This is a genomic window from Enorma shizhengliae (genome assembly GCF_009676995.1).
Lineage (GTDB): Bacteria > Actinomycetota > Coriobacteriia > Coriobacteriales > Coriobacteriaceae > Enorma > Enorma massiliensis.
In genome coordinates, this window is record NZ_VTFZ01000009.1 from 26885 (window position 1) to 52261 (window position 25377).

Genomic DNA, 25377 nt, shown 5'->3' on the forward strand with positions numbered 1-25377 from the left:
TTGCTCCACCTGCAGTTCCTCGGCTTGGTTTATCATAGGCTTGAGGAGCTGATGGTATGTTTTGCACGAATTGTGGCGCCGCCCTTCCCGATGATGCGAAGTTCTGCACTTCATGCGGTGCCCCCGCACCGGTGTTGGACGATGAAGAGGTGGCGAGCTCGGAGGAAGGTGCGCCGGTAGATGTTGATGTCTCCGCGCTTGACGAGCCTACGAAGCTGGAAGAGGTCCCCGCGCCAAAGCGCAAGGGCCTGCGTCCGGCTGCCATTGCGGCGATAGCCATCGCCGTCGTGGCCGTGCTGGTAGGAGGCGGGGTGCTCACGTGGCACTTCTTCTTCAATGCTCCGGCGCGCGAGTCGACGATCGAGCGCGTCGATCTTGAGCAGCCCACGACGAAAGACGATGCGACGAGCGGCGACGCCGATGCGGAAGGTGACGCGCAGGCCGAAGACGCCGATGCAGAGGCTGACGATTCAACATCGACGGGTAACGGGGCCGACGCCGCTTCGGTTGACGGAGCGGATTCCGGTTCCTCGCTAGGCGCATCCCCATCGGGCGGTGCCGATGAACTCTCGTCCGATGCTTCCTCTTCCCAGGACTATATTTTGCCAAACAGCTCCACCGAGCTCATCTCCGAGCAAGATCTTGAGGGCCTTTCGGATTGGGAGCTCTACATCGCGCGGAACGAGATCTACGCGCGGCATGGGCGCGGCTTCAAGAACAAAGACCTCCAGGAGTATTTCGGCAGCAAGTCGTGGTACGTCGAGCGCTATACCCCCGAGGAGTTCGACGCGAACCCCACGTTGAGCGATATTGAACTGCAAAATGTCGAGACGATCCATAACGTCGAGAAAGCGCGCGGATCATCGCACGCATAGGGCTGTCCTTCGTTAATGGAGAAGGTTGGCGATGTTGCCGACTGTCATGGGTGCATACGTGGGTTGCCTCTCGTGAACGAGGAAGATCGTCCGGACAAGGGGTAGTTCTGATCCTCGCTCTCTCTGATTAGAGAAGTTCTGCTCGCCCTATTCCTGGTTGGCGCGTCAACGAATAGTTGCAGAGGCTGCGCGCTGCCGTGAGCGTCGCGGGCAGGAGGGCTGTCTCACGTGCGCTCTTCCCAGCCTGCGCTGTTTTTCCGCATCCTTGGTGGGGTTTAGCGTGTTTCTTGTGTGAGGAAATCGTATACTCGTGTTGCGCAACTACAGGGCTTGACCGCATCTTGGGGAGGGGGTACCGGTGGAGCGCGATATGCTGACGCTCGACGACCCTGACCGCTCTTTGCAGGGCAACGACGGGGTGTCGCGTGTGGAAGGGGAGGACGGGGCCTCCTTTGCCGCTGAAGATGAACCGAATGCTCTCGACCACGCCGTGCATGAGGCGAAAGACCACGAGGGCTCTGGTGAGGAACCTCTCGAGGATGATGCCTGGGATGCAGACTTCTCTGAGGGCGATGAGCGTACTGAGGACGATGTCCAAGAGGATGAAGGGTTTCCTGCGGACATAAGCCTTGCAGAAGACGATATCGAGGACGACGAGGAGGAGCTTCCTGTCCGCGATATCGAGGACGACGACGAACCGGATGGCTCAGAGGTGCGCGACCGCGCTGCCCGTGCGGTTCAGCAAGCCAGGTCGTTGGTCATGGAGCACCAGACTGCCTCGGCAATTATTGCGTTCGCGCTTGTATCGGTGTTTGTCATCGGAGCTTTGACCTTCGCGTTCACGCGTGTGTTCGCCTATGATCGCGGGGTCCTGCGCGAGGAGAAAGAGGTTTCCGAGAACCTTCTGCCCGTTGAGCATGCCGAGCTGCCGCATCTCGGCCTCCGCATCGATGGCATCTCGACGTCGGCTGCTCCGAATATCGTTGTGCACGTGCGGGTCGATGCGCTCCCGGAGGCGGGGTATCCACCGCTCGCCCCTGAGCAGTTCGCGCTGAGCGAGTCGACTGGCGAGGGCGAGGCGGCAAGCGTGGCTCTCGCGAACTTCAGCTACGATCAGGACACGGGGGTGTGTACGTTCTCATACGCCACGCCCGTTGCCGATGCCGCTGCTCGGCGAACGCTTTCCGTCAAGCTTCTTCCCGAAAGCGGCTATCGGGGTGGTTGCTCGATAACCTATTCGTGTGCCTAGGAACTGCTGATTTTTCTTCGGGCGATCGGCGTTGCAACTTTTGGGCACTTCGGGGCGGAGGGTCCGAGTAGCCGCGCCGCTGCCGGGAGGGCGCCGGCCCCCTGAGCTGTGTCTTTCCCTCCACCCCGCTCGCCCGTACCCGCCCGCCGCACGATGAAGTGCCCAAAAGTTGAAACCTCGACGGGATGGACGACTCCGGAGCCCCATAATCAGCGTCTCACCAGGGAAACGCCGATCATTGCCCTTGGGCCTCCGCCACTTCGTCCCATAGGCAGCAAGCGGCGCTTCCCGAGCAGTATCTGCGAGTTGAAACCCGTTCAGGCCTGCTCTGAGCCGGGCTTCCGGCTCAACGCAAATCCGTTTTCGCGCCGTGCCTCCTAGCGCTTCTTGGCATGGCGCGCTTTTTCGCGGCCTGCGTTTTCGCTGCGCGCATTTGCGCGGCGCGCCTTTATGCTGCGCGCTTCCGCCCTTGGCAATCCGACCCTGTTATTCGCCTAGAGTGCTGCTAGAATGTTGAACGTTACCGACGTTCAACCACAGGGAGCGAGCATGTGCGACCACTGCACCCAAACGCATAACGAGATTCCGCCCTATGATGCCCATGCCATCGAGGCGAAATGGCAGAAGGCTTGGGAGGACGAGAACCTCTTCGCCGTGGACGAGGACCCTTCGAAGCCTAAGAAGTACGTACTGGAGATGTTCCCGTATCCGTCGGGCGACCTCCACATGGGCCATGCGCGCAACTATACCATCGGCGATGCCATGGCGCGGCAGGCGCGGATGCGCGGCTTCGATGTGCTGCATCCCATCGGGTTCGACGCCTTCGGCCTTCCTGCAGAGAACGCCGCCATCAAGCACAATACCCAGGCGGGGGAATGGACCTATAAGAACATGGACCAGGCGCTCGCCACGATGAAGCGCATGGGCTTCTCCTACGATATGGACCGCTTGGTGAAGACCTGCGACCCCGACTATTACAAGTGGGGTCAGTGGATTTTCGAGAAGCTTTGGGAGCGCGGGCTTGTCTACCGCAAGAAGAGCCCGGTCAACTGGTGCCCCGGCTGCAACACCGTGCTCGCGAACGAGCAGGTGACGGAGGGTCATTGCTGGCGTTGCGGATCGGTGCCCGAGAAGCGCGAGCTCGAACAGTGGTACTTCAAGATCACCGATTACGCTCAGGAGCTCTTGGATGACCTCGAGAAGCTTCCCGGATGGCCCGAGCGCGTGAAGCAGATGCAGGCTAACTGGATCGGCCGCTCCGAGGGAGCCGAGGTCGATTTCACCCTTTGCGATGCGGATGGGCAGCCCATTCAGGGCGATGAGGGAAAGATCACTGTCTTCACCACCCGTGCCGACACGCTCTTCGGCTGTACGTTCTTCTTGCTCGCGCCTGAGTACAAGGGGCTCATGGAGCTCGTTGAAGGCACTGAATACGAGGCCGACGTCCGTGCGGTCGTTGCGGGCGCCGAGAAGGTTTCCGCCGTCGAGCGCGCTCAGGGCACGCTCGAGAAGCACGGCGCCTTCACCGGTCGCTACGTGGTGAACCCGGTTTCCGGCCAGAAGGTTCCCGTGTGGGTGGCCGACTACATCGTTTCCGACTACGGCACCGGCGCCGTCATGGCCGTGCCTTGCGGCGACCAGCGCGACTTCGAGTTCGCTCGCAAGTACGACCTGCCCATCGTCCCCATCATCCTCATGGACGATGAGCGCGAGGCGCTCGAGGAGGCCGGCGAGTCCATCGATACCTACCATGCCGAGACGGTTGACTGGGATTCGGCGCACGCCGCCGAGGGCACGCTCGTGCAGTCTGGCAAATATACCGGTATGCGTGGTGGCAAGCACTCCGAGGGCGAGGCCGCGATCGTGGCAGACCTCGAGGCTGCCGGCACCGGCCGCCGTTCCGTGCAGTTCCGCTTGCGCGACTGGCTCATCAGCCGCCAGCGCTACTGGGGCAACCCCATTCCGGCGGTGCACTGCGAGCATTGCGGCATCGTGCCCGTTCCCGAGGACCAGCTGCCGGTGACGCTTCCGGCGAACCTCGATCTGGGTGCCGGCGAGACCCTTGCCGAATGCCGTGAGTTCTACGAGACGACCTGCCCTGTGTGCGGCCGTCCCGCTCGTCGCGAGACCGATACCATGGACACCTTTACCTGCTCCAGCTGGTACTATCTGCGCTACTGCGATCCGCATAACGAAAAGCTCCCCTTCTCCAAGGAGGCCGCAGACCGCTGGATGCCGGTCGATAACTACATCGGTGGCATTGAGCACGCCATCTTGCATCTGCTCTACAGCCGCTTCTTTACCAAGGCCCTGCGCGACCTGGGGATGCTCGATGTGGACGAGCCCTTCACCAACCTGCTCTGCCAGGGCATGGTCAAAGACGCTAACGGCGAGACCATGTCTAAGAGCAAGGGCAATGTGGTGCCGCCGTCGAGCGTCATCGATCCGTTTGGTGCAGACACCATGCGCCTGGCGATCCTCTTCATCGCTCCGCCCGAGAAGGATTTCGATTGGGACGAAGAGGCCGTGGCCGGCGCCAACCGCTTCATCAAGCGCGCGTGGCGCATCGTGTGGCAGCTCGCCAACGCCGGTGACGCCTCGGCAAGGCTCATCCCGGGGTCGCTCGATTCGGCTGCGAAGAAGCTCTATCGGGAGCGCCACCGCACGCTCGCCAAGTGCACCGAGGACTTCGACCGCCAGCAGTTCAACACCGCGATCAGCGCCATCATGGAGCTCGTGAACGCTGCGAGCGCCTATCTCAACGCGACCGACGCCGCGCCCGAGGCACGCGATGCCGCACTGTGCTGGCTTGTCGCAAGCGATATCGTGAGCTCGCTCGCTCCCATCTGCCCGTTCTGGGCCGATGAGCTCTGGCACGTGGCCCTCGGTCACGCCGAGAGCGTGTACACGGCGCCGTGGCCCGAATTCGATCTTTCCGAGGCTGCGACCGATACGGTCGAGATTGCCGTTCAGGTGCTTGGCAAGCTGCGCAGCCGCGTGGAGATTTCCGCGACGGCCACGCAAGACGAGATGCGTGCTGCCGCCGAGGAGGCTGCCGCCAAGTGGATTGACGGCAAGACGGTCGTGAAGGCGATCTGTGTCCCCGGTAAGCTGGTGAACCTCGTCGTCAAGTAATGCCGTGGGCTGACTCAGTCACGCGATCTTGCCATTCAACGGGGGCGGGATGACCTTCGGGCTGTCCCGTCCCGTTTCATGTCAACTTCGCGCACCTGAATCAGCCTCGCCGACCTGATGGGGGTGCCTGCCTGCCGTTTACTCGTCGGTCGCCGCTGTAAGGTACCCCGTGTGCGGAGGTCCGCGGTATCTTAGCTGCCCTTGCCAAGATGCCCGCAATAGAATTGTCGAAAGAAATATCCAAAACTGTAGGCATCTTTCTACAATTCTTACGATAATTTTTCAAAAGGGCGACGATTGCGAGCAAGGGGCCGTGCGGCAGTTTCCCCTGCACCAATGTCGCCCGACTACCGCGCGACTGCCGCCCGACTGCCATATCTGGCTTTTCCGCGGCCGCTCGGGGCGTTTCCGCCGTCGCCTGACCGTTCGCCGACAGGGATTGTGTGATATTTGAGGAGGAAATGGCAGGCGCGGCCACCCTCGAATGACCTCAACAGCCCATCTGACCTGCCTGTGCTATGCTTGCACGGTAATCAGTCTGCATGAGAAAGGAGTGGGGCTTCGGCCTCGCTTCTTTTTTATTGAGGAGGTGTCGCATGGTCAAGAGCAAGCAGGAGCAGCTCATCATCGACGAGCTCGAGAAGCTCGCGCCCGAGCACGGCGTTGACATCGTTGACGTGGAGCTCGCTGGTGCCACCAAGGCCCCGTGCGTGCGCGTTCGCATCGAGGGGGCCGAGGGGGAAGCGCTCTCGCTCGACGAGGTGACCGCGCATACAGCGTGGGTGAGCGAGGTCGTTGAGGCGATCGACCCCGTATCGGGCTCCTACACGCTCGAGGTCTCCACGCCCGGCATCGATCGCCCGCTTCGCCGTCCGAGCGACTTCCAGCGTTTCGTCGGCGAGCGCTGCGAGCTCACCACCACTGCGACCGAGGGACGTCGCCGTTTCAAGGGTGCGATCATGGCGGCCGACGAGGACGCCGTCACGCTTGAGCTCGAGGGCGAGGAGCCTGTGCGCATCCTCTATACCGATGTAAAGAAGTGCACGCTGAAGCCGGTCATCGACTTCGGCCGGAAGGAAGGGAAATAAACCATGGCATCCCAGATGATGGAGGCATTGGCAGAGCTCTGCCAGGAGAAGCATATCGACCAGGGCGCGCTCATCAACAAGCTCGAGCAGTCGCTCGCCGATAGCTACGCTACGGTCCTGCACCTTCCGTTCGGCGCCGAGGTCACGATCGACCGCGCTACGGGCAAGGTCTATGTGTACGAGCGCGTTCCCGTCGAGGAATCCTACGACGAGGAGACCGACGTGTACACCGAGTACACCAAGAAGAACGTGACTCCCAAGGATACGAGCCGCATCGCTGCCCAGCACGCCAAGGCGGCCATCAACGCGCTTGTTCGCAAGAGCGCGCGCGAGCAGATCTTCGAGGAGTTCAGCGATCGCATCGGCGACATCATCACCGGTACGGTGCTGCAGTCCACGCCCGATTTCACCATCGTGAAGATCCGCGACGGCGTCGAAGCCGAGCTCCCGCACTTCGACCTGCGCCGGCATGAGGGCGAGCGCAACGAGCGCCCGCTCGGCGAGCGCTACTCGCATAACCAGCGCATCCGCGCCGTGATCATCGACGTGCGCGACCCCAACTCCACCGAGCCCCCCGTGCGCGGCGAGCATTCGCGCCCGCCGATCGTGGTGAGCCGAACCCATCCTGCGCTCATCAGGCGACTCTTCGAGCTCGAGGTTCCCGAGATCTACGAGGGCACGGTCGAGATCAAGTCCATCGCCCGTGAGCCCGGCCAGCGCTCCAAAGTCGCTGTTCGCTCGCTCGACGATCGCCTCGACCCCGTGGGCGCCTGCGTGGGCCCCAAGGGAAGCCGTGTGCGTACGGTCGTCTCGGAGCTTCGCGGCGAGCGCGTCGACGTCATCCTGTGGGACGAGGATCCCGGCCGCTACGTTGCCAACGCCCTCTCGCCCGCGAAGGTGAATCGCGTGCTCATCGACGAGGAGAAGCGCTATGCCGGCGTCATCGTGCCCGATGACCAGCTCTCGCTCGCTATCGGCAAGGAGGGCCAGAACGCCCGCTTGGCCGCGCGCCTTACGGGCTGGCACATCGACATCAAGAACGAGACGCTCGCCCAGGACATCCTGAGCCATGTGAACGTGCCCGCTCCCGCGGATGACGACCTCATCGATGATGACGAGCCGGGGCGCTGCGCCTACGTGAGCGAGGACGGCGTGCGCTGCCGCAACCAGGCGCGTCCGGGCTCGCGGTTCTGCGGCGTGCATGAGTCCGATGCCATCGCGACTGCGGAGGACCTCATCTAGCGGGTCGGGGGCGACCCGCCCCACCCATTCGACCCGTTGGAAGCTGTGGCGCGCGAGCGCCGGGAGGTAGGTGAAGGCAAATGGCGAAAATCCGTGTTTCAAGCCTTGCCAAGGAATTTGGAATGCCGTCGAAGGAGCTCATCGGGTATCTCGATGACATGAAGATCACCGGCAAGACCGCTTCTTCGTCGCTTGAGGACGTGTTCGTCCAGATGGTGCGCAAGAAGCTCGCACCCGTGCTGGAGGAGCGCGCTGCCGAGCTCGAGGAGAAGCGTCGTGCTGAGGAAGAGGCGGCAGCCGCCGAGGAGGCCGAGCGCGCACGTGAGGCGGAGGCTGAGCGCCTTGCGGCCGAGGCTCGCCGCGAGGAGGAGCGCCGTCAGGCTGCTGCCGCCGCGGCTGCCGAGGAGGCTGCGCGTGCCGCGGCTGCCGAGGCTGCGCGCTTGAAGCGCGAGCGCAAGAAGCAGGAAGAGCTCGAGGCGAAGCGCCGTGCGGTGCCGGCCTCGGATTCCGGCTCGCGCATGCGCTCGCTTCTCGACCAGATCGCTGAGCAGGAGACCGTGCTCGAGGAGCGTAAGAAGGCAGAGGCTGCCAAGCAGGGAGACGATTCCGCTAACGGGCGTGGTCGCAGGGGTGGCAGGCAGGCTGCCCGCCGCGATGACAACCGTCCGGCGCCCACGCACCCCCGTCGTTCCTCGCATGCCCCGTCGGTACCCGCCGGCATGGACGTTCCGGCGCCTGAAAAGGCCGGCAAGGGCCGTAAGGGCCGCAAGGGTTCTGCGCAGCATACCGAAGAGGACCGCTACACGCGCATGGCCCGCGAGGCCGAGGAGTACAGCCGCGAGAAGGTTCTCGAGGAGGCCCGTGCAGCCGTCGAGGAGGCGAGCCGCGAGTCCACCGGCCGTCGCAAGAAGCGCAAGGAGAAGCGCCAGCGTGAGGCGGAGGAGAAGCGTCAGGAGCAGAAGATAGAGGAGGCCAAGGCGCAGGGCATCTCGGTCGAGGAGCTCGACGCCGTGCGCGTCTCCGAGGGCGTGACCGTGGCCGAGCTTGCCGAGGCGCTCGACGTGCCGGCGAACGACATCATCAAGCGCCTGTTCCTCCTGGGCACCCCGCTCACCATGACGCAGTCCATGTCCAACGAGCTCGTTGAACTCGTTGCCGACGACCTCGGCCGCCAGATCAAGATCATCAGCCCCGAGGAGGAGAACTCCTTCACGTTCTACGACGATCCGGCGGACCTCAAGCCGCGCCCGCCTGTGGTCACCGTCATGGGCCACGTCGACCACGGCAAGACGTCGCTTCTCGACGCCATCCGCCATACCGGTATCGCCGCGCACGAAGCGGGCGGCATCACCCAGCACATCGGTGCGTCTCAGGTCGAGATTAACGGACGCCAGATCACCTTCGTCGACACCCCGGGTCACGAGGCGTTCACCGCCATGCGTGCCCGCGGCGCCAAGATCACCGACGTCGTCGTGCTCGTGGTTGCCGCCGACGACGGCGTCATGCCCCAGACTATCGAGGCGATCAACCACTCGAAGGCTGCCGGCGTGCCCATCGTGGTCGCGGTCAACAAGTGCGATAAGCCCGAGGCGAACCCCGATCGCGTGCGCCAGGAGCTCGTCGAGCACGGCGTCATCCCCGAGGAGTGGGGCGGCGAGAACATGTTCGTGAACGTTTCGGCTCGGTCGCGCCAGGGTATCGACGACCTGCTCGAGACGATTCTTCTCCAGGCCGACGTGCTCGAGCTCAAGGCGAACCCGGATACGTTCGCTTCCGGATACATCATCGAGGCCAAGCTCGACCGCGGCCGCGGCCCGGTGGCGACGGTGCTCGTCAACCGCGGCACGCTGCACGTGGGCGACGCTCTCGTTGCGGGCACGAGCTTCGGCCGCGTGCGCGCCATGCTCGACCAGCACGGCAATCATCAGGATGCCGCCGGTCCATCCGACGCCGTCGAGATCTTGGGCCTCGACTCCGTCCCCACCGCGGGCGACGAGTTCCGCGTGTTCGAGGATGATCGCGACGCCAAGAAGCTTGCCGACGAGCGCGCCCTGAAGGCCCGCATCGAGGAGCAGAACAAGGTCAAGCACGTGACCCTCGAGACCCTCTTCGACGAGATGAGCGAGAACGAGCTCAAGGAGCTCAACCTCGTGGTCAAGGCAGACGTGCAGGGATCGATCGAGGCACTTGCGGATTCGCTTGCCAAGATGGATCAGTCCGAGGTTCGCATCAACATCATCCACTCTGCGGTGGGTGCCATCTCCGAGACCGACGTCATCCTCGCTGCCGCGTCGAACGCGATCATCGTCGGCTTCGGCGTGCGCCCGCAGGCCAAGGCCCGCGATCTCGCCGAGCGCGAGAACGTGCAGATCAAGACGTACTCGATCATCTATAAGGCGATCGAGGATATCGATGCCGCGCGCATCGGTATGCTCAAGCCAACGGAGGAGGAGATCCAGACCGGTATCGCCGAGGTACGCGAGCTGTTCCGCGTTCCCAAGGTTGGCGTGGTTGCCGGCTGCATGGTCACCGAGGGCGAGATCGAGCGTTCCGACAAGGTCCGCGTCGTCCGCGACGGCGTCGTGGTCTTCGATGGCGTCTTCGCGTCGATGCGCCGCTTCAAGGACGACGTCAAGAGCGTCAAGAGCGGCTACGAGTGCGGTCTCGGCATCGAGCGCTTCCAGGACGTCCACGTTGGCGACCAGCTCGAGGCCTATAAGATCGTCGAGGTCGCACGTACCGAGTAGCGTTGGTTGAGGGGAGGCTCCCATGAAGCAGAACAACGTCACGCGTCGCCTCGCGGAGCAGCTCCGCGAGAAGCTGGGCTACATCTTGCTGTTCGAGATCGCCGATCCGCGTCTCGACCTTGTGACCATAACGGGAGTCGAGGTCTCGCAGGACCGTTCGTATGCGCGCATCTTCGTCTCATGCGAGGGCGCGCGCTACGAGGAGGTCCTCGGCGCCCTCGGCGCGGCCAAGGGCCGCATCCGCAGCCTCTTGGCCCGTGCGCTCGATTGGCGCGTGGTTCCCGAGCTCGACTTCCGAATCGATCGATCCACTGATGAGGCCGAGCGCATCGCGCTTGCGCTGGAGAACGTTCCGCCTACGGTCGTGGTCGAGAAGGACGAGGCTGGCTATCCTCTGCAGGAGCTTGATGGCGACGGCGAGGAGGCAGAGGCCGGCGAGCCTCTTGCCGGCGATACAGCTGAATCTGTCGGTGCCTCGGAAAGCGGGGCCATCGATGGATAAGATTCCCCTTGTTCCTGCCCCCGAGGTCCCTCCTGAACGGGCCGATGCATATTGGGGCATCCTTGAGGTCATCGAGGATGCCCAGACCATCGCCATCTCGGGCCATACCTCTCCCGATGGAGACGCTTTGGGCTCAACGCTCGGCTTGGGCCTTGCCCTACGTGAGCGTTTCCCGAACAAGGAGATCGCCTTCCTCATGGCGGATGATGCTCCCGTCCCGCGGATCTACCGTTTTCTCCCCGGTGCCGAAGAGCTCGTTCCCGCCGTTCGCTATGCCGGAGACCCTGATCTGTTCATTTCTGTTGATTGCCCCGTGCTTGAGCGGCTCGAGGACGCTCGCGAGGTCGTCCAGCGCTCTCGGTTCGTGGTGAGCTTCGATCACCATCCCGCGCGCGAGGAGTTTGCCGACTCCTCGATTCGGCGCGTGGATGCCGCCTCCGCTTCGGTGCTCATCGAGGAGTTCCTCTCGTTCTGCACCATTTCGATTTCTCCTGATGTTGCGAACTGCCTGTTCTGCGGGTTGGTGACCGATACTGGGCGCTTCCAGTACCAGAATGCCGATCCGGAGAGCTTCGTGGTTGCATCACGGCTCGTCGCCGCGGGTGCGGAGCCCTCGCGCATCTCGCTCGAGGTCTATCAGAGCCAGCGCATCGAGTACCTGCATCTGGAATCAATCGTCATGGGGCGCATCCGCACGGTTGTGGATGGGCGCGTGGCCTTCAGCTACGCGCGTGCGGAGGACCTTGAAGGGTGCGGCGTGTCGCAGGACGAATGCGATGGGCTCGTTGACATCGTTCGCTCGGTAGGCGGGGTGGAGGTCTGTCTCTTCCTCAAGGAATGCGGTTGCGACGGCAAGGTGCGCGGCAACCTGCGATCGAAGGGCCCGCTCGATGTTTCGGGCGTCGCCGCTTCTTTTGGCGGCGGTGGTCATGCTGCGGCAGCGGGATTCACCTATGAGGGAACGATCGAAGAGACCCTTGCCGCGGCGCTTCCGATGCTTGCGGAGCTGGTTGGAGCCGACCCCGCGTCGGTTGGCCCCATCTCCGTCGATCCGGCGCTCTAAGCGGGTGGCGCATGGCAAAGCGTCGCGTCTCACAACTGAATTGTCTCATCGCGGTCGATAAGCCCGTTGGGTGCACATCCCACGACGTCGTGTCCCGTGTGCGCAGGGCGTTGGGGGAGCGCCGCGTGGGGCATGCGGGCACACTCGATCCGCTCGCCTCGGGCGTGATGGTCGTTGGCATCGGGCAGGCGACGCGCTTGCTCGGGATGCTCACGCTCGACACCAAGGCGTATGTCGCGGAGATCACCTTCGGGTCCGAGACCTCTACCGACGACGCCGAGGGCGAGGTTGTGCGTGAGGCCGACGTTCACCCTGGCCTCTTCGAGCACGCGGCTGCCGAGGCGGCGTGCAGGAGCGTCCTCGGGCAGCAGATGCAGGTTCCACCGTCGTATTCGGCCATTTCGGTGAACGGGGTGCGTTCATACAAGCGTGCCCGCGCCGGAGAGGACGTCGAGCTCGAGGCGCGGCCCATCGAGGTACTCGCTGCAGATCCAATCGCGGTTGCCAACCGCGATGGCGTTCCGGTATGGACGGTCGCCTTCACCGTGAGCAAGGGAACCTATATTCGAGCCCTCGCCCGCGACATGGGCCGCGCGCTCGGTACCGCAGCCCATCTGAGCGCGCTGCGCCGAACCGCTTCCGGCTCGATCGGCCTCGGCTCATGCGTGTCGCTCGATGACCTTGATGTCCGGACAGCATGCGAGCATATGCTCGACCCCGTTCGTGCGCTCGATGTGCCTGCCGTCGTGCTTCCGGAGCGGCTGAGAGAGGATGTGCTCTGCGGAAAACGGCTTTCGAGCAGTATTGCCGTTGGAGCGGATGGGCGCCTCATCGGCGAGGGCGAGCGGTGCGCGCTCGTTTCCGGCGGTTCGCTTGTTGCCCTCGCTGCGGTTCAGGGCAGCGCGCTTGCACCGCGCGATGTGTTTCCGCAGCCTATTGGAGGTGTTGCGCTTTGATGCCATCGATCGGCGAGCTTCGTCGAGATTTCATCGCGTCGTCGCGCGACGTTGCGCCTCTCGTGAGCCTTCCCGTGGTGTCTGGACCCGATTCTCTTGCTGGTGCAGGCGCCTCTCTATTTCCGGACGAAGCGGTGGCGCCTTTGCGCGCATTGGGCCCATGCACGATCGCGATCGGCGCCTTCGACGGGTTTCATGCTGGGCACCGCGCGCTCATCGATGCCGCGGTTCGCGATGCGCACGCGCGGGGAATGGCCTCCGTCGCGTTCACCTTCGACCCGGATCCCGATGTTGTTGTGTCTTCACGTCCCGCACGTAGGCTGACCTGCGCATCTGACCGGCATGCGCTGCTCGCCGCCTCTGGCGTGGATGCCGTGGCTTCGATTCCATTTACTCGCGACCTCGCATCGCTCTCCTTCGATGCGTTTCTTTCCATCATGGTCTGCATGGTCTGCGATGTGCGCTCAATTCACGTGGGGAGCAACTTCCGCTTCGGTCGTGGCGGTACGGCGACCGTTGCCGACATGGATGCTTGGTGCTCCCGCAGGGGCATCGACGTATACGGGCACGACCTTGTTCTCGATGACGGCGAACCCGTTTCTTCCACGCGCATTCGCACCAGCCTGCGCGCGGGCGACCTCGCGCCGGTCGAGCGGGAGCTCGGTCGCCGCTATCTTGTGCGTGGCCGTGTGCAAAGCGGGCGAGGGGAGGGGACCGGTATGGGGTTTCCGACCGCAAACATCGCGGTGGACGGTTCGCTCCAGCTTCCCGCCGAGGGGGTGTACGAGGGGCTCGCTCTCGTGCGGGGTGAGGTCTGGCCCGCCGCGATCAACGTCGGTGTGCCCCCGACGTTCAAAGACCGCGCGCGATCGGCATCGCTCGAGGCCAACCTCATTGGGTTCTCAGGCGATATCTATGACGACGAAATCTCGCTCGTCTTCGCCCGGCGCCTGCGTGGGCTTGTGAAGTTTTCCTCCGTTGACGAGCTCATCCGTACGGTGCTCGGCAACATCGAGACGGTCAGAGCAGATTTTGGGGAGAAGGGGGTGCCGCTCGTATGATCAGCGATGAGGATAAGAACCGCGTGCGCGCGGCAACCGACCTCGTGGACCTTGTGCAAGAGACGGTTCCGCTCAAGCCGCGGGGGCAGGACCTTTGGGGGTGCTGTCCCTTTCACGGCGAGAAGACCCCGTCGTTTCATGTCATTCCCGCGACCCAGGTTTGGCATTGCTTCGGATGCGGCAAGGGGGGCGACTGCTTCACCTACGTGATGGAGCGCGAGAACCTCTCGTTTCCCGAGGCCATCCGCTACCTTGCTGATCGTGCAGGCATTGAAATTCATGATTCGTACGATGGTGGCAACCGCGGGACGAAGCGCACGAGGCTCATGGACGTATGCGATGCGACCGCCGCGTTCTACCACACGCAGCTCATGCGCGGCCACGATGGTCGCGCGCGCGAATACTTCGCATCTCGCGGCATGGGAGCCGAGGTATGCCGGCGCTACCGGCTGGGGTTCGCCCCGGGGCATGAAGCGCTCGTGCGCCACCTGGGCGAGGCGGGGTTCACCGCGCAGGAGATGATCGATGCCAACGTCGCCGTGAAGCGCGGCCGTGGTCTTGCCGATCGTTTTTTCGATCGCGTGATGTTTCCCATCTTCGACGAGCGGGGTCGCTGCATCGCCTTCGGCGGCCGCGTGATGGGGGACGGCCAGCCGAAATATCTCAACACGGCCGAAACCGCCATCTTTCACAAGAAGCGCAACCTCTACGGTTTCAACTGGGCGAAGCAGCATATCGTCTCCGATGCGAGGGCGGTGGTGGTCGAGGGATATACCGACGCCATCGCGTGCTACGAAGCAGGTATCGGCAATGTGGTCGCGACGCTCGGAACGGCGCTCACCGAACAGCACGTGAAGACGCTCACGCGTTTTTCCAAGCAGATCATCTATTTGTTTGACGGTGATGCCGCCGGTCAGAAGGCAGCTGAACGCGCCATCCAGTTCATCGAGCAGAGCTCGGTCGACCTTCGGTGCGTGGTGCTGCCAGACAATATGGATCCCATGGAATTCCTTACGGCACGCGGGGGAGACGCGCTGCGCGCGCTCCTCGATGATGCTGAGCCGCTCATGGATTTCGTTTTCGGGAAACTTGCCGAGCGCAGCGATGCTTCCACTCCCGCCGGGCGCACCAAGGCGCTCGACGAGGCGTGTCGCCTTATCTATCCCCTGCGGGCGAGCTATCTCATCGATTCGTACTATATGCAGATCGCCGACCGGCTGCGCTTGGATGTGGATACGGTGCGCTCAGCTGCTCAGGAGGTCTTCCGTGCCGTCCGCTCCGAGGAGTCGACCGCTCGACGCCGCGAGCAGGCGCGTGAATCGTCCGGTGCTGCTTCTGCGTGGGACCGCACGACTGCCTCCTCGGCAGGGGGAGCTCGGGGGAGCTCTGGCGCCTCGGGGGCGCTGCCAACTGTTCGCGACGGCGGCGAAGACGTCAATGTGCCGTATGACTACGTACCGCTTGATGCCTACGAGGGCGTAGCGCCCGCTGAGCCCGAGGATGCGCACGGCTATCCCGCATCCGGCTTCCAGGGTAGCGTCGATGCGTCGGCTCCTGCGGCTCCCGCAGTGGTGCTCACGGATCTTGAGCGGCGTGCGCTGGCAGGTGAGCGCGAGCTGCTCACCCTGCTTACGAGCTCGCCCGATGCCTTCCGGCCGTTTGCCGACCGCATTACCGAGATCGATTGGGTCGATCCACGGCATGAGGCCATTGCGTGGGCGGTTCTCGCTACGCCGGAGGGGACAAGTCCGGCAGATGTGATGAATGCCGTGCTCGCCGTTTGTCCTGAGGCACCCCAGCTCGTGTCGAGCGGGCTCATCTCGTCTACCAGCAGTCATTCCACGGAGACGAACATCGAGTTTCTTATCGACACGCTCGAGCTCTACACCGTGCAACGTCGTCTGCGCGAGGCGCAGGCGCAACTTCGGCAGGGGCGAGGGCTCAGCCATGAGGAGCGGCGCGAGCTTACCATCAAGGCGACGCGCTATGCTGCGCGGCAGCGGGAGCTTCATAAGGCTGTGGGCGGCATCGCCGATCCGTTCCGTACGGAGTGATGCGCAGCGGATCGCTTGATCGGTTCGGCCTGCCTTGTCTATACGCCTTCGAAGTGCAAGAAGGTATTTTTATTGCTTCATTTCCGCACATGCTGGGTATAGTGACCTGTGTTAAAGTATTGGGTCTGTGAAAAGAAGGAAGGGAGAGTCTGTGCCCAAGAAGTCCGAGAACAGCACCGAGCTCAATTCGTTCATCGACAAGCTCGTCGATATGGGTGCCAAGTCCGGGTCGGTGACCGAGGATGAAATTCAGGTCGTGCTGAAAGACGTCGAGGTCTCCGATGCACAGCTAACCTCAATCTACCGTTCCCTTCGCGACCATGGTGTCGAGGTTACCTCTCAGGTTGACGGCGACGATGCCCCCATCGATGTTGACGACGTGGACGATGTCGACGATCTGGATGACGACCTCGGGGATGAAAGCTCCGAGGACCACGACATCAAGGTTGCCAAGCTCGCTGAGTCCGAAATGGGGTCCGCGCGCAAGAAGAAGCCCCGCGCCCGCACGACGCGCTCGCGGTCCCGTGCCCGTGGCATCGATGCCTCGACGGTCATGCTCACGGGGGACCCGGTGCGCATGTACCTCAAGGAGATCGGCAAGGTCGATCTTCTGACTGCTGCCGACGAGGTCGATCTCGCAATGAAGATCGAGGCTGGTCTCGACGCGACGGAGAAGCTCGAGGCTGCCGATCGCGGTGAGATCGAGCTCACGCGTGCCGAGATGCGCCGCCTTATGCGTGTCGAGCAGGTTGGTCTCGATGCCAAGCAGGCGCTTATCTCGGCGAACCTTCGCCTCGTGGTCTCCATCGCCAAGCGCTACGTGGGCCGCGGCATGTTGTTCCTCGACCTCATTCAGGAGGGCAACCTCGGTCTCATTCGCGCGGTTGAAAAGTTCGATTACGAAAAGGGCTTCAAGTTCTCTACGTACGCTACCTGGTGGATTCGTCAGGCCATCACCCGCGCTATCGCCGACCAGGCGCGCACCATCCGCATTCCCGTGCACATGGTCGAGACGATCAATAAGCTCGTCCGCGTGCAGCGCCAGCTTCTTCAGGACCTTGGGCGCGACCCAACCCCAGAAGAGATCGGTGCTGAGATGGATATGAGCGCGGACCGTGTTCGCGAGATCCAAAAGATCAGCCAGGAGCCGGTCTCGCTCGAAACGCCCATCGGCGAGGAAGAGGATTCTCAGCTCGGCGACTTTATCGAGGACTCTCAGGCCGTGGTGCCGCCCGACGCGGCGAGTTTTTCGATGCTGCAGGAGCAGCTCGGCCAGGTGCTCGACAGCCTCGCCGACCGCGAGCGCAAGGTTATCGAGCTTCGCTTCGGTTTGGTGGACGGCCATCCGCGCACCCTCGAGGAGGTTGGACGCGAGTTCGGCGTCACGCGTGAGCGTATCCGCCAGATCGAGAGCAAGACCCTGGCGAAGCTCCGCCATCCAAGCCGCTCGAGCAAGCTCAAGGATTACATCGAGAGCTAGTCTTATCGCTTTCGTCAAACGCGCTAAGCATTGCATCCCGCCTATACCGTCGTGTAGGCGGGATGTTTTTATGGCCATCCTGTCGCGATAGGGAAGCTCCGGGCCGGCTTCGTCCGGGCAGGCTTCGATAAGCAGAGCGAAAATAAAAAACCCTGTCAGGGGGACTGACAGGGTCTTTGAATCAATGGCTCCCCGGGTAGGACTCGAACCTACAACAGCGCGGTTAACAGCCGCGTGCTCTACCATTGAGCTACCGAGGAATGTGGCTGCTCTCAAGCAACAGGAACTAGTATACAAAAGTCATGGCGATTGGCAAGACTCAAAATGAAAAAATTCCGTTGCGGGTAACGCTCTGATAGAATGACCACCGTCAACGTAAGCTTTATCCGTAGGGAGCCTTGTCGTGGCCGTAGCCATCAAGTCGCAGAGTGCGGCACATGCCCGCACGGAGATGGAGAAAGACCTCTTCATCCTCCAGCAGCTCGTGACCAAGGATTTTAAGATCAGATACCGTCGCTCGGTGCTGGGCGTTGCGTGGAGCGTTCTCAACCCGCTGCTCATGATGATCGTCATGGCGATTGTCTTTAGCACGATTTTCGCTCAGGGGAGAAATGGCTCCATCACTCCTGAGATGTACCCGCTCTACCTTATCGTGGGCAACATCACCTTTACGCTCATGTCGGAGTCCACAAGCTCGGCCCTGACCTCGATCATCGATGCTTCGTCGCTCCTTAAGAAGGTTAAGGTGCACCGTTTTGTGTTCCCCGTGCAGAAGGCTTTGTTCTCGCTCGTCAACTTCGCCTTCTCTCTTGTCGCCGTCGCCCTCGTTATGCTGTGGTTCCGCGTTGTGCCCACGTGGCACCTCATCTGGTTGCCGGTGGTGCTCATCTTGCTCGTGACGTTCTGCATGGGTCTCGGCCTGCTGCTGAGTGCGCTTACCGTCTTTTTCCGCGACATCCGTCATCTGTGGAGTGTCGTGATTACTGCGTGGACCTATTTCACGCCCATCTTCTGGACCACTGATTTCATCGCGCAGATGCCGCGCATCCTTCAGCTCGTGATGTACGCAAATCCCATGTACAACTACCTCCAGTTCATGCGCGATATCTTCCTGTTCCAGACGAATCCCACCGCCTTCACGCTCGGCATGTGCGCATTCTGGGCTGTGCTTGCCATCGTGGCGGGTTACCTCGTCTTCCATAAGACCGAGCATAAGTTCATCCTCTATATCTAACCGAAGCGTCGCGGCGCATCAGTTCGCGCTGCACGCTGCATGCGAAGGACAAACGCCATGGCAGGGACCGCAACTTCAACGCCTGAATACGCCATCGAGGTCAATGATGTGACCATGATCTTCAACATGGCATCGGAGCAGTTGAACAACCTCAAGGAATACTTCATCAAGATCGTGAAGCACGAGCTCTTCTTCAGCGAGTTTCGCGCGCTCAAGCATATCTCGTTCAAGGTGCGGCGAGGCGAGGTCGTAGGGCTCGTGGGCACCAACGGCTCGGGCAAGTCGACCATGCTTAAAATCATCGCCGGCGTTCTCGAGGCGAGCGAAGGCGAGTGCATCGTACGAGGCAATATCGCGCCGCTCATCGAGCTCGGTGCGGGTTTTGATATGGAGCTTACGGCACGCGAGAACATCTATCTCAACGGTGCGCTTCTGGGCTATACCAAGCAGTTCATTGACGACCACTTCGATGAGATTGTCGAGTTCGCTGAGCTGCGCGACTTTGTCGATATGCCGCTCAAAAACTATTCCAGCGGTATGGTTGCCCGCATCGCATTTGCCATCGCGACGGTAACCGAGCCCGATATCCTCATCGTAGACGAGACGCTTTCGGTTGGTGACGTGTTCTTCCAACAGAAGTGCGAAGACCGCATCCAGCATTTCATCAAGAACGGTGACGTGACGGTTCTCTTTGTGAGCCATTCTATCGAGCAGGTCGAGCGTATCTGCCAGCGCGCTATCTGGATTGAGAAGGGCGACCTTCGCATGGATGGTCCCGTTGCCGAGGTTTGCGAGGCGTACCGGGGCCAGTTCGGCTAGGCTCTTTTCCGTCGCACGCGGGTGCATTCTGTGCCCTTTCGTTTTGAATATGCAGAAACGAAGAAGTTTCATACATGTTTGACGTCTATTGAGGGAATGGACCGAGTGCGTGCGCCCTCGTGATAAACTAAGCACGACCTTTAAGCGCGGTACGAGATACTCGCAAGGACGTGAACATACAGCTGCATTGCCGCAGCCTTTCTTGCAGATGTCTTGCCGCGCCGCGGTCAGGCATCTTTTTTTGTTGCCGCGAATGCCCGATTCGGGCTTACGTGGCATCGACCGAGGAAGGAGAGCGATGGGCACCAAGCCTAAGGCGGTCATCATGGATGAGACTGCCATCAACCGCGCGCTCACGCGCATCGCGCACGAGATTCTCGAGCGCAACGAGGGTTGCGACAACCTTGCGCTCGTGGGCATCGTGACACGCGGCGACCTGCTCGCAAAGCAGCTTGTCGACAAGATCGAGGAGATCGAGGGCGTGAGGGTTCCGCTCGGCAGCCTCGATATCAGCTTCTATCGCGACGACTTCGCCACGTTTGCGCCGGAAGTCCATGCCAGCAGGATCGACTTCGATGTTGACGGCAAGCGCATCGTGCTGGTGGACGACATCCTTTACACCGGCCGCACCATTCGCGCCGCGCTTGATGCCATCATGGACCTTGGTCGGCCGAGCCGCGTCGAGCTCGCGGTCCTCGTCGATCGCGGTCATCGAGAGCTCCCCATCTGCCCCGATTTCGTGGGTAAGAACGTTCCTTCCTCGCATGAGGAGAATGTCCGCCTGTATCTGCAGGAAGTCGACGGGCGCAGCACCGTCGAGATCTTCGACGTCGAGCCGGGCGCCCGTGTGGGCTCCGCGCCGCTGGGAGGCGAGTAGCCCATGTTCAACAACCACAAGCACCTGATCGACATCTCGGAGTATTCCGACTCCGAGCTCATGACGATCCTCACCACCGCTAAGGCCTTCTCCTCGGTCAACGAGCGCGCAATCAAGAAGGTCCCCACGCTCAAGGGCAAAACGATCGTCAACATGTTCAACGAGCCGTCTACCCGTACACGCAGCTCGTTCGAGCTCGCTGAGAAGCGTCTTTCCGCTGATACGCTCAACTTCGGCGGCTCTTCCACCTCCACGGTGAAGGGCGAGAGCCTCATCGATACCGTCATGACGCTCGATGCGTACAAGATCGACTGCATCGTTGTACGCGACAAGCACGCCGGAGCTCCCTACATCGTGAGCCAGGCGAGCCCTGCGGTCGTCATCGATGCCGGCGATGGCAAGCATGGCCATCCTACCCAGGCCCTGCTCGACCTGTATTCCATTTGGGAGCGCAAGCAGGACTTCAACGGCCTCAAGGTGGGCATCGTGGGCGACATTGCCCACTCGCGCGTCTGCGGTTCGCTCATTCCTGCGCTCAAGATCATGGGCGCCGAGGTCACGGTCGTTGCCCCCGGCACGCTCATCCCTGCAGCGCCCGAGGTGCTCGGCGCCGACCATGTTAGCTATTGCCTGGACGACGTCCTGCCCGAGCTCGACGTGGTCTACATGCTTCGCATCCAGCGCGAGCGCTTGGAGGGTGCGCCCTTCCCGAGCCTGCGCGAGTACCATGAGCTCTTCGGTCTTACCAAGAAGCGCGAGAAGCTCATGAAGCCCGATGCGATCATCTGCCACCCCGGTCCCATCAACCGCGGCGTGGAGTTCGATTCCTATATGGCCGACCATCCGGAGCGCTCCGTGATTCTCGACCAGGTGTACGCGGGTATCTGCGTGCGCATGGCTGCCCTGTATCTGCTGCTTGGAGGTGCCGATAATGGCCTTGCTGCTTAAGAACGGATATGTTATCGATCCCCAGGTCAACACATCTATGCGCCTTGATGTGAAAATCGAGGGCGATAAGATCGCCGAAGTGGACGTCAATCTTGCAGATGACGGCTGCGAGGTTATCGATCTTACTGGTAAGTATCTCATTCCCGGCCTCGTGGACATGCACGTGCACCTGCGCGAGCCCGGCTACGAACACAAGGGCACCATCGAGAGCGAGACCCGTGCCGCTGTGAAAGGCGGCTTCACCGGCGTCTGCTCTATGCCCAATACCGATCCTGTGACCGATAACGGCACCGTGGTCGAGTACGTGAAGTCCGTGGCCGCCCGCGAGGGCCATTGCCACGTGTACCCGGCGGGCGCTTGCTCCAAGGGCCTCAAGGGCGAGATCATCGCCGAGATGGGCGATATGGTGGCGCACGGCGCCGTCGCCTTCACCGACGACGGCCGCGGCATCCAGGGCGCGGGCATGATGCGCCGCTGCATGGACTACGGCAAGATGTTCAACAAGACCTTCCTCTCCCATTGCCAGGACGAGGACCTCGTGGGCGACGGCCAGGTGAACGAGGGCGTCGTCTCCACCCGCCTGGGGCTTCTCGGCTGGCCCGCGGAGGGCGAGGAGCTGCAGATCGCTCGCGACATCGCGCTTGCGCGCCTCACCGGTGCGAAGCTCCACATCCAGCACATCTCCACCGCGCGCGGTCTTGAGCTCGTGCGCGCCGCCAAGGCGGAGGGCCTGCCCGTGACCTGCGAGGTCACGCCGCACCATCTCTTCCTTACCGAGGATGCGCTCGACGGCACCTATGACACCCGCCTCAAGATGAACCCGCCGCTGCGCACCGCCGCGGATGCGGAGGCGCTCATCCAGGGTGTCATCGACGGTACCGTGGACGCTATCGCGACCGACCACGCCCCGCACGCCGAGTGGGAGAAGGCGCGTGAGTTCGAGCTGGCGCCCTTCGGCACCACCGGCATCGAGTGCGCGCTCGGCCTCGTGCTCACGAATCTCGTGAAGACTGAGAAGATCGACCTCGGCCGCATGGTCGAGCTCATGGCCGTGAAGCCGCGCGAGATCCTGGGCCTGGACCCCGTCAAGGTCGAGGCGGGCTCCATCGCCGACCTTACCGTCATCGATCCCGAGGCCACCTGGACCGTGGGCGCCGAGGGCTATGAGTCCAAGGCTGTGAACTGCGCCTTCGAGGGTGCCGAGCTCACCGGCTGCGCTTCGTACGTCTTCGTTGCCGGCGTGCGCAAACTCGCCGACGGCGTCGTTTGCTAAAAACGCTACGTTGATGGGTCGTGCATGGCCCGTCGCACGTGATGGGGGCGGGTTCTGCCATATGAACCCGTCCCCATCGTCAGTTTCTCCTACAATAGGAATGACGCTGCCACGCAGCTAGCACCTGCTCGTCGAGAGGAGCCTTATGCCAACACCTTCACCGGCTCGGATGCACGATGTGACCGTCGTGTCAAACGAGCCCATCGCCGACGGCGTGTACGCGCTCGTTATCAATGCGCCGAAGCTGGCGCAGACCATTAAGCCCGGCCAGTTCGTGAACATCGCGGTTCCCGGCAACGCCATGAGCTTGCTGCGCATCCCGCTCAGCTATGCCTCGGCCGATGCTGAGGCCGGTACCGTCGAGATCTGGTATGCCGTGGTGGGCGATGGTACCGAGCGCCTCTCACAGATGAAGCCGGGTGCCAAGACTGACCTTTTGGGCCCTGGCGGCAACGGCTGGACGATTCCCGAGGGCTGCCGCCGCGCCCTGCTCGTGGCGGGCGGTATCGGCGTGCCGCCGGTGCTCTGCCTGGCACGCGAGCTCGCCGCTCGGGGCATTCCTTACACCGTGAGCATCGGTGCGGCCTCGAAGGGTTGCCTTGTGGGCGAAGACGAATTCGAGGCGGCTGGGGCCCCTGTCATTTCGGTTGCTACCGACGATGGTTCCTACGGCTATCATGGCTTCTGCACCGCCGCAGCTGAGCAGGTGCTTGAGCTCGAGGGCGGGGAGTTCGACTATGTGGCGGCTTGCGGCCCCGAGCCCATGATGGCTAAGGTTGCCGCTGCTGCCGCAAAGGCGGGCGTTCCGTGTGAGGTCTCGCTTGAGCGCATGATGAGCTGCGGCTTCGGTGCCTGCAGCACCTGCGCGGTCGAGACGACGAGCGGTATGAAGGGCGCCTGCATGTGCGGCCCCGTCTTCAATGCAGAGGAGGTCGTGTGGTAATGGGCAAGGTATCCATGGCCGTCGATTTCGCCGGCATCAAGCTCAAGAACCCCATCAACACCGCTGCCGGCACCTTTGGCCAGGGCTGGCAGTTCATGAACTTCATGGATGTGTCCGAACTGGGCGCCATCACCACGAAGGGCTGTGCGGCGGAGCCGTGGCCTGGCAATCCCAAGCCTCGCATGACTGAGGTGCCCGGAGGCATGATGAACTCCGTGGGCCTGCAGAACCCGGGCGTTCGCGCGTTCGCCGAGGAGTCGGGTCCGTATCTCGCCGACCTCACAGATAAAGGTACCGCGGTCATCTGCCAGGTAGCCGGCCATTCCGTCGAGGAGTACGTGGCTGCGCTCGAGCTCTTCGATGAGCTCTGCCCGTGGGCCGCGGCGTTCGAGATCAACGTGAGCTGTCCGAACATCTCCGCCGGCGGCGCTGCCATGGGCTCTACGCCTGAGGGCGCTGCCGAGGTCATGCGCGCGTGCCGCCCGGTGACCAAGAAGCCGCTTCTCGTCAAGATGGCTCCCGTGCGTCTGCCCGAAATCGCCCGTGCCCTCGAGGCGGAGGGTGCCGACGGCCTTACCGTCATCAACTCCATTCCTGGCATGGCGATCGACGTGCACACGCGCCGCTCAAAGATCAGCCGGCCGACCGGCGGCCTCTCCGGCCCCTTGCTGCACCCCATCGCGGTCCGCATGGTGTGGGAGGTCTGCCAGGCGGTCGATATCCCGGTTTGCGGCGTCGGCGGCGTGATGACCGGTGAGGATGCCGCTGAGTTCATCCTGGCGGGAGCGACCTCAGTCGCAGTCGGCATGGCGAGCTTCGTCGATCCCGCCGCTTCCGTCCGTATCCTGCATGAGCTCGAGGAGTGGGCCGAGTCCCAGGGCGTCTCGAGCATCAACGAGCTGATCGGAGCCTTCGAATGCTAGATGCTGAGGCACGCGAGCGCGTGATTGTAGCCCTCGATTGCGACCGCGAGGAGGCGCTTTCGCTGGCGGATGCCCTCTCCGGGCATGCCAAGTGGCTCAAGGTGGGCATGACGCTCTATTATGCCGAAGGCCCCTCGATCGTGCGGGAATTCAAGGAGCGCGGGTTCAAGGTGTTCCTCGACCTTAAATTCCACGATATTCCGCATCAGGTGCGCGGGGCCGCGCGCTCTGCGGCTGGCGCGGGCGCGGACCTTCTATCCGTGCATGGCCTGGGTGCCGGTGCCATGCTCAAAGCGGCGCGCGAGGGCGCTGGGGAGGCGGCTGAGGCGATGGGTGCCGAGCGCGCTAAGCTCGTCGCTATCACGGTGCTCACGAGCATGGACGAGGCTGCTATGGATGAGATTGGGCTCACCTGCCCGATTGCGGATGAAGCCGCTCGTCTTGCGGCGCTCGCAAAGGGGAGCGGCATCGATGGCATCGTGTGCTCGCCGCGCGAGGCTGCCGAGATGCGCGAGCTTCTGGGTCCCGATGCGCTCATCGTGACCCCTGGTGTTCGCCCCGCCGGTGCCGAGCTCGGCGATCAGAGCCGCGTAGCCACGCCCGCAGCGGCAATCTCCGCGGGCGCAAGCCACCTGGTCATCGGTCGTCCCATCACAGGGGCCCTAGATCCCGTGGCGTCGTACGAGGCAATCGTAGAAGAGCTTGTGCGCGACGCATAGAGATCGTTTTCTGAACGGGGCGGCACCCTCATGTGCGCGTAAACCAGCGCTTGCCGCCCCTTGCGATGCCGCCATCGTTCGAGGTCGTTCTGTGAATTACCAGCTTACGGCCACAAACTTTCGGTTGATTCCCTTGAACTTTGCAGCAGTATCGACTAACCTATCGCAATGGACTTATCGCCGGTCATC

20 protein-coding genes and 1 tRNA gene are annotated in these 25377 nt (G+C 62.6%); 20 read left to right on the forward strand and 1 reads right to left on the reverse strand.

The window, feature by feature from the left end:
- Nucleotides 1–56 precede the first annotated feature (56 nt).
- The 12 genes from GJE22_RS07160 (at nucleotide 57) to rpoD (ending at nucleotide 17452) form a co-directional block, all read left to right on the forward strand.
- Nucleotides 57–875 (forward strand): YARHG domain-containing protein, encoded by an 819-nt coding sequence (locus tag GJE22_RS07160; RefSeq protein ID WP_144688683.1) that lies wholly within the window; start codon nucleotides 57–59, stop codon nucleotides 873–875.
- A gap of 370 nt (nucleotides 876–1245) precedes the next feature.
- The gene (locus GJE22_RS07165; RefSeq protein ID WP_144688682.1) at nucleotides 1246–2124 is read left to right on the forward strand and encodes a hypothetical protein; all 879 of its coding nucleotides are present in this window, start codon (nucleotides 1246–1248) and stop codon (nucleotides 2122–2124) included.
- A 549-nt stretch (nucleotides 2125–2673) separates the two neighbouring features.
- Nucleotides 2674–5259, forward strand: a complete 2586-nt coding sequence (gene leuS, locus GJE22_RS07170; protein ID WP_144688680.1) for a leucine--tRNA ligase — start codon at nucleotides 2674–2676, stop codon at nucleotides 5257–5259.
- A 596-nt stretch (nucleotides 5260–5855) separates the two neighbouring features.
- Entirely contained in the window at nucleotides 5856–6347 is a 492-nt protein-coding gene (locus GJE22_RS07175; RefSeq protein ID WP_144688679.1) for a ribosome maturation factor RimP, read from the forward strand.
- Nucleotides 6348–6350: 3 nt separating this feature from the next.
- Nucleotides 6351–7589: a transcription termination factor NusA gene (nusA, locus tag GJE22_RS07180; RefSeq protein ID WP_144688677.1), complete on the forward strand. Its 1239-nt coding sequence runs from the start codon at nucleotides 6351–6353 to the stop codon at nucleotides 7587–7589.
- A gap of 80 nt (nucleotides 7590–7669) precedes the next feature.
- On the forward strand, nucleotides 7670–10336 hold the full coding sequence (infB, locus tag GJE22_RS07185) for a translation initiation factor IF-2 (protein WP_144688675.1): 2667 nt from the start codon (nucleotides 7670–7672) through the stop codon (nucleotides 10334–10336).
- Nucleotides 10337–10358: 22 nt separating this feature from the next.
- Nucleotides 10359–10838, forward strand: a complete 480-nt coding sequence (gene rbfA, locus GJE22_RS07190) for a 30S ribosome-binding factor RbfA (protein ID WP_144688674.1) — start codon at nucleotides 10359–10361, stop codon at nucleotides 10836–10838.
- Nucleotides 10831–11901 (forward strand): DHH family phosphoesterase, encoded by a 1071-nt coding sequence (locus GJE22_RS07195; RefSeq protein ID WP_144688672.1) that lies wholly within the window; start codon nucleotides 10831–10833, stop codon nucleotides 11899–11901. The genes rbfA and GJE22_RS07195 overlap by 8 nt, the downstream gene beginning before the upstream one ends.
- Before the next feature lie 11 nt (nucleotides 11902–11912).
- Entirely contained in the window at nucleotides 11913–12857 is a 945-nt protein-coding gene (gene truB, locus GJE22_RS07200) for a tRNA pseudouridine(55) synthase TruB (RefSeq protein WP_144688671.1), read from the forward strand.
- A complete protein-coding gene (gene ribF, locus GJE22_RS07205) occupies nucleotides 12857–13918 on the forward strand; it encodes a riboflavin biosynthesis protein RibF (protein WP_144688670.1) in 1062 nt (353 codons plus the stop codon). The genes truB and ribF overlap by 1 nt, the downstream gene beginning before the upstream one ends.
- Nucleotides 13915–15972 (forward strand): DNA primase, encoded by a 2058-nt coding sequence (gene dnaG, locus GJE22_RS07210; protein ID WP_144688669.1) that lies wholly within the window; start codon nucleotides 13915–13917, stop codon nucleotides 15970–15972. Before ribF ends, dnaG begins: the two co-directional genes overlap by 4 nt.
- A 151-nt stretch (nucleotides 15973–16123) precedes the next feature.
- Entirely contained in the window at nucleotides 16124–17452 is a 1329-nt protein-coding gene (gene rpoD, locus GJE22_RS07215) for an RNA polymerase sigma factor RpoD (protein WP_144688668.1), read from the forward strand.
- Nucleotides 17453–17637: 185 nt separating this feature from the next.
- Here rpoD and GJE22_RS07220 read toward each other — a convergent pair.
- Nucleotides 17638–17712 (reverse strand) — tRNA-Asn (locus GJE22_RS07220).
- A gap of 143 nt (nucleotides 17713–17855) precedes the next feature.
- Here GJE22_RS07220 and GJE22_RS07225 point away from each other — a divergent pair.
- The 8 genes from GJE22_RS07225 to pyrF all read left to right on the forward strand — a co-directional run bounded on the left by GJE22_RS07225 (nucleotide 17856) and on the right by pyrF (nucleotide 25188).
- A complete protein-coding gene (locus GJE22_RS07225; RefSeq protein WP_019128253.1) occupies nucleotides 17856–18686 on the forward strand; it encodes an ABC transporter permease in 831 nt (276 codons plus the stop codon).
- Nucleotides 18687–18743: 57 nt separating this feature from the next.
- Complete coding sequence (locus GJE22_RS07230) at nucleotides 18744–19505, forward strand: ABC transporter ATP-binding protein (protein ID WP_144688667.1); 762 nt, start codon at nucleotides 18744–18746, stop codon at nucleotides 19503–19505.
- Nucleotides 19506–19803: 298 nt separating this feature from the next.
- Nucleotides 19804–20382 carry a bifunctional pyr operon transcriptional regulator/uracil phosphoribosyltransferase PyrR gene (gene pyrR / locus GJE22_RS07235; protein ID WP_019128255.1) on the forward strand — a complete coding sequence of 193 codons (579 nt, stop codon included), beginning with the start codon at nucleotides 19804–19806 and terminating at the stop codon, nucleotides 20380–20382.
- A gap of 3 nt (nucleotides 20383–20385) precedes the next feature.
- Nucleotides 20386–21330 (forward strand): aspartate carbamoyltransferase catalytic subunit, encoded by a 945-nt coding sequence (locus GJE22_RS07240; RefSeq protein WP_022349539.1) that lies wholly within the window; start codon nucleotides 20386–20388, stop codon nucleotides 21328–21330.
- The gene (locus GJE22_RS07245) at nucleotides 21314–22603 is read left to right on the forward strand and encodes a dihydroorotase (RefSeq protein ID WP_144688666.1); all 1290 of its coding nucleotides are present in this window, start codon (nucleotides 21314–21316) and stop codon (nucleotides 22601–22603) included. The genes GJE22_RS07240 and GJE22_RS07245 overlap by 17 nt, the downstream gene beginning before the upstream one ends.
- Nucleotides 22604–22748: 145 nt before the next feature.
- On the forward strand, nucleotides 22749–23546 hold the full coding sequence (locus GJE22_RS07250) for a dihydroorotate dehydrogenase electron transfer subunit (RefSeq protein WP_235895857.1): 798 nt from the start codon (nucleotides 22749–22751) through the stop codon (nucleotides 23544–23546).
- Complete coding sequence (locus tag GJE22_RS07255) at nucleotides 23546–24469, forward strand: dihydroorotate dehydrogenase (RefSeq protein WP_144688665.1); 924 nt, start codon at nucleotides 23546–23548, stop codon at nucleotides 24467–24469. Before GJE22_RS07250 ends, GJE22_RS07255 begins: the two co-directional genes overlap by 1 nt.
- Complete coding sequence (gene pyrF / locus GJE22_RS07260; RefSeq protein WP_144688663.1) at nucleotides 24463–25188, forward strand: orotidine-5'-phosphate decarboxylase; 726 nt, start codon at nucleotides 24463–24465, stop codon at nucleotides 25186–25188. Before GJE22_RS07255 ends, pyrF begins: the two co-directional genes overlap by 7 nt.
- Nucleotides 25189–25377 lie beyond the last annotated feature (189 nt).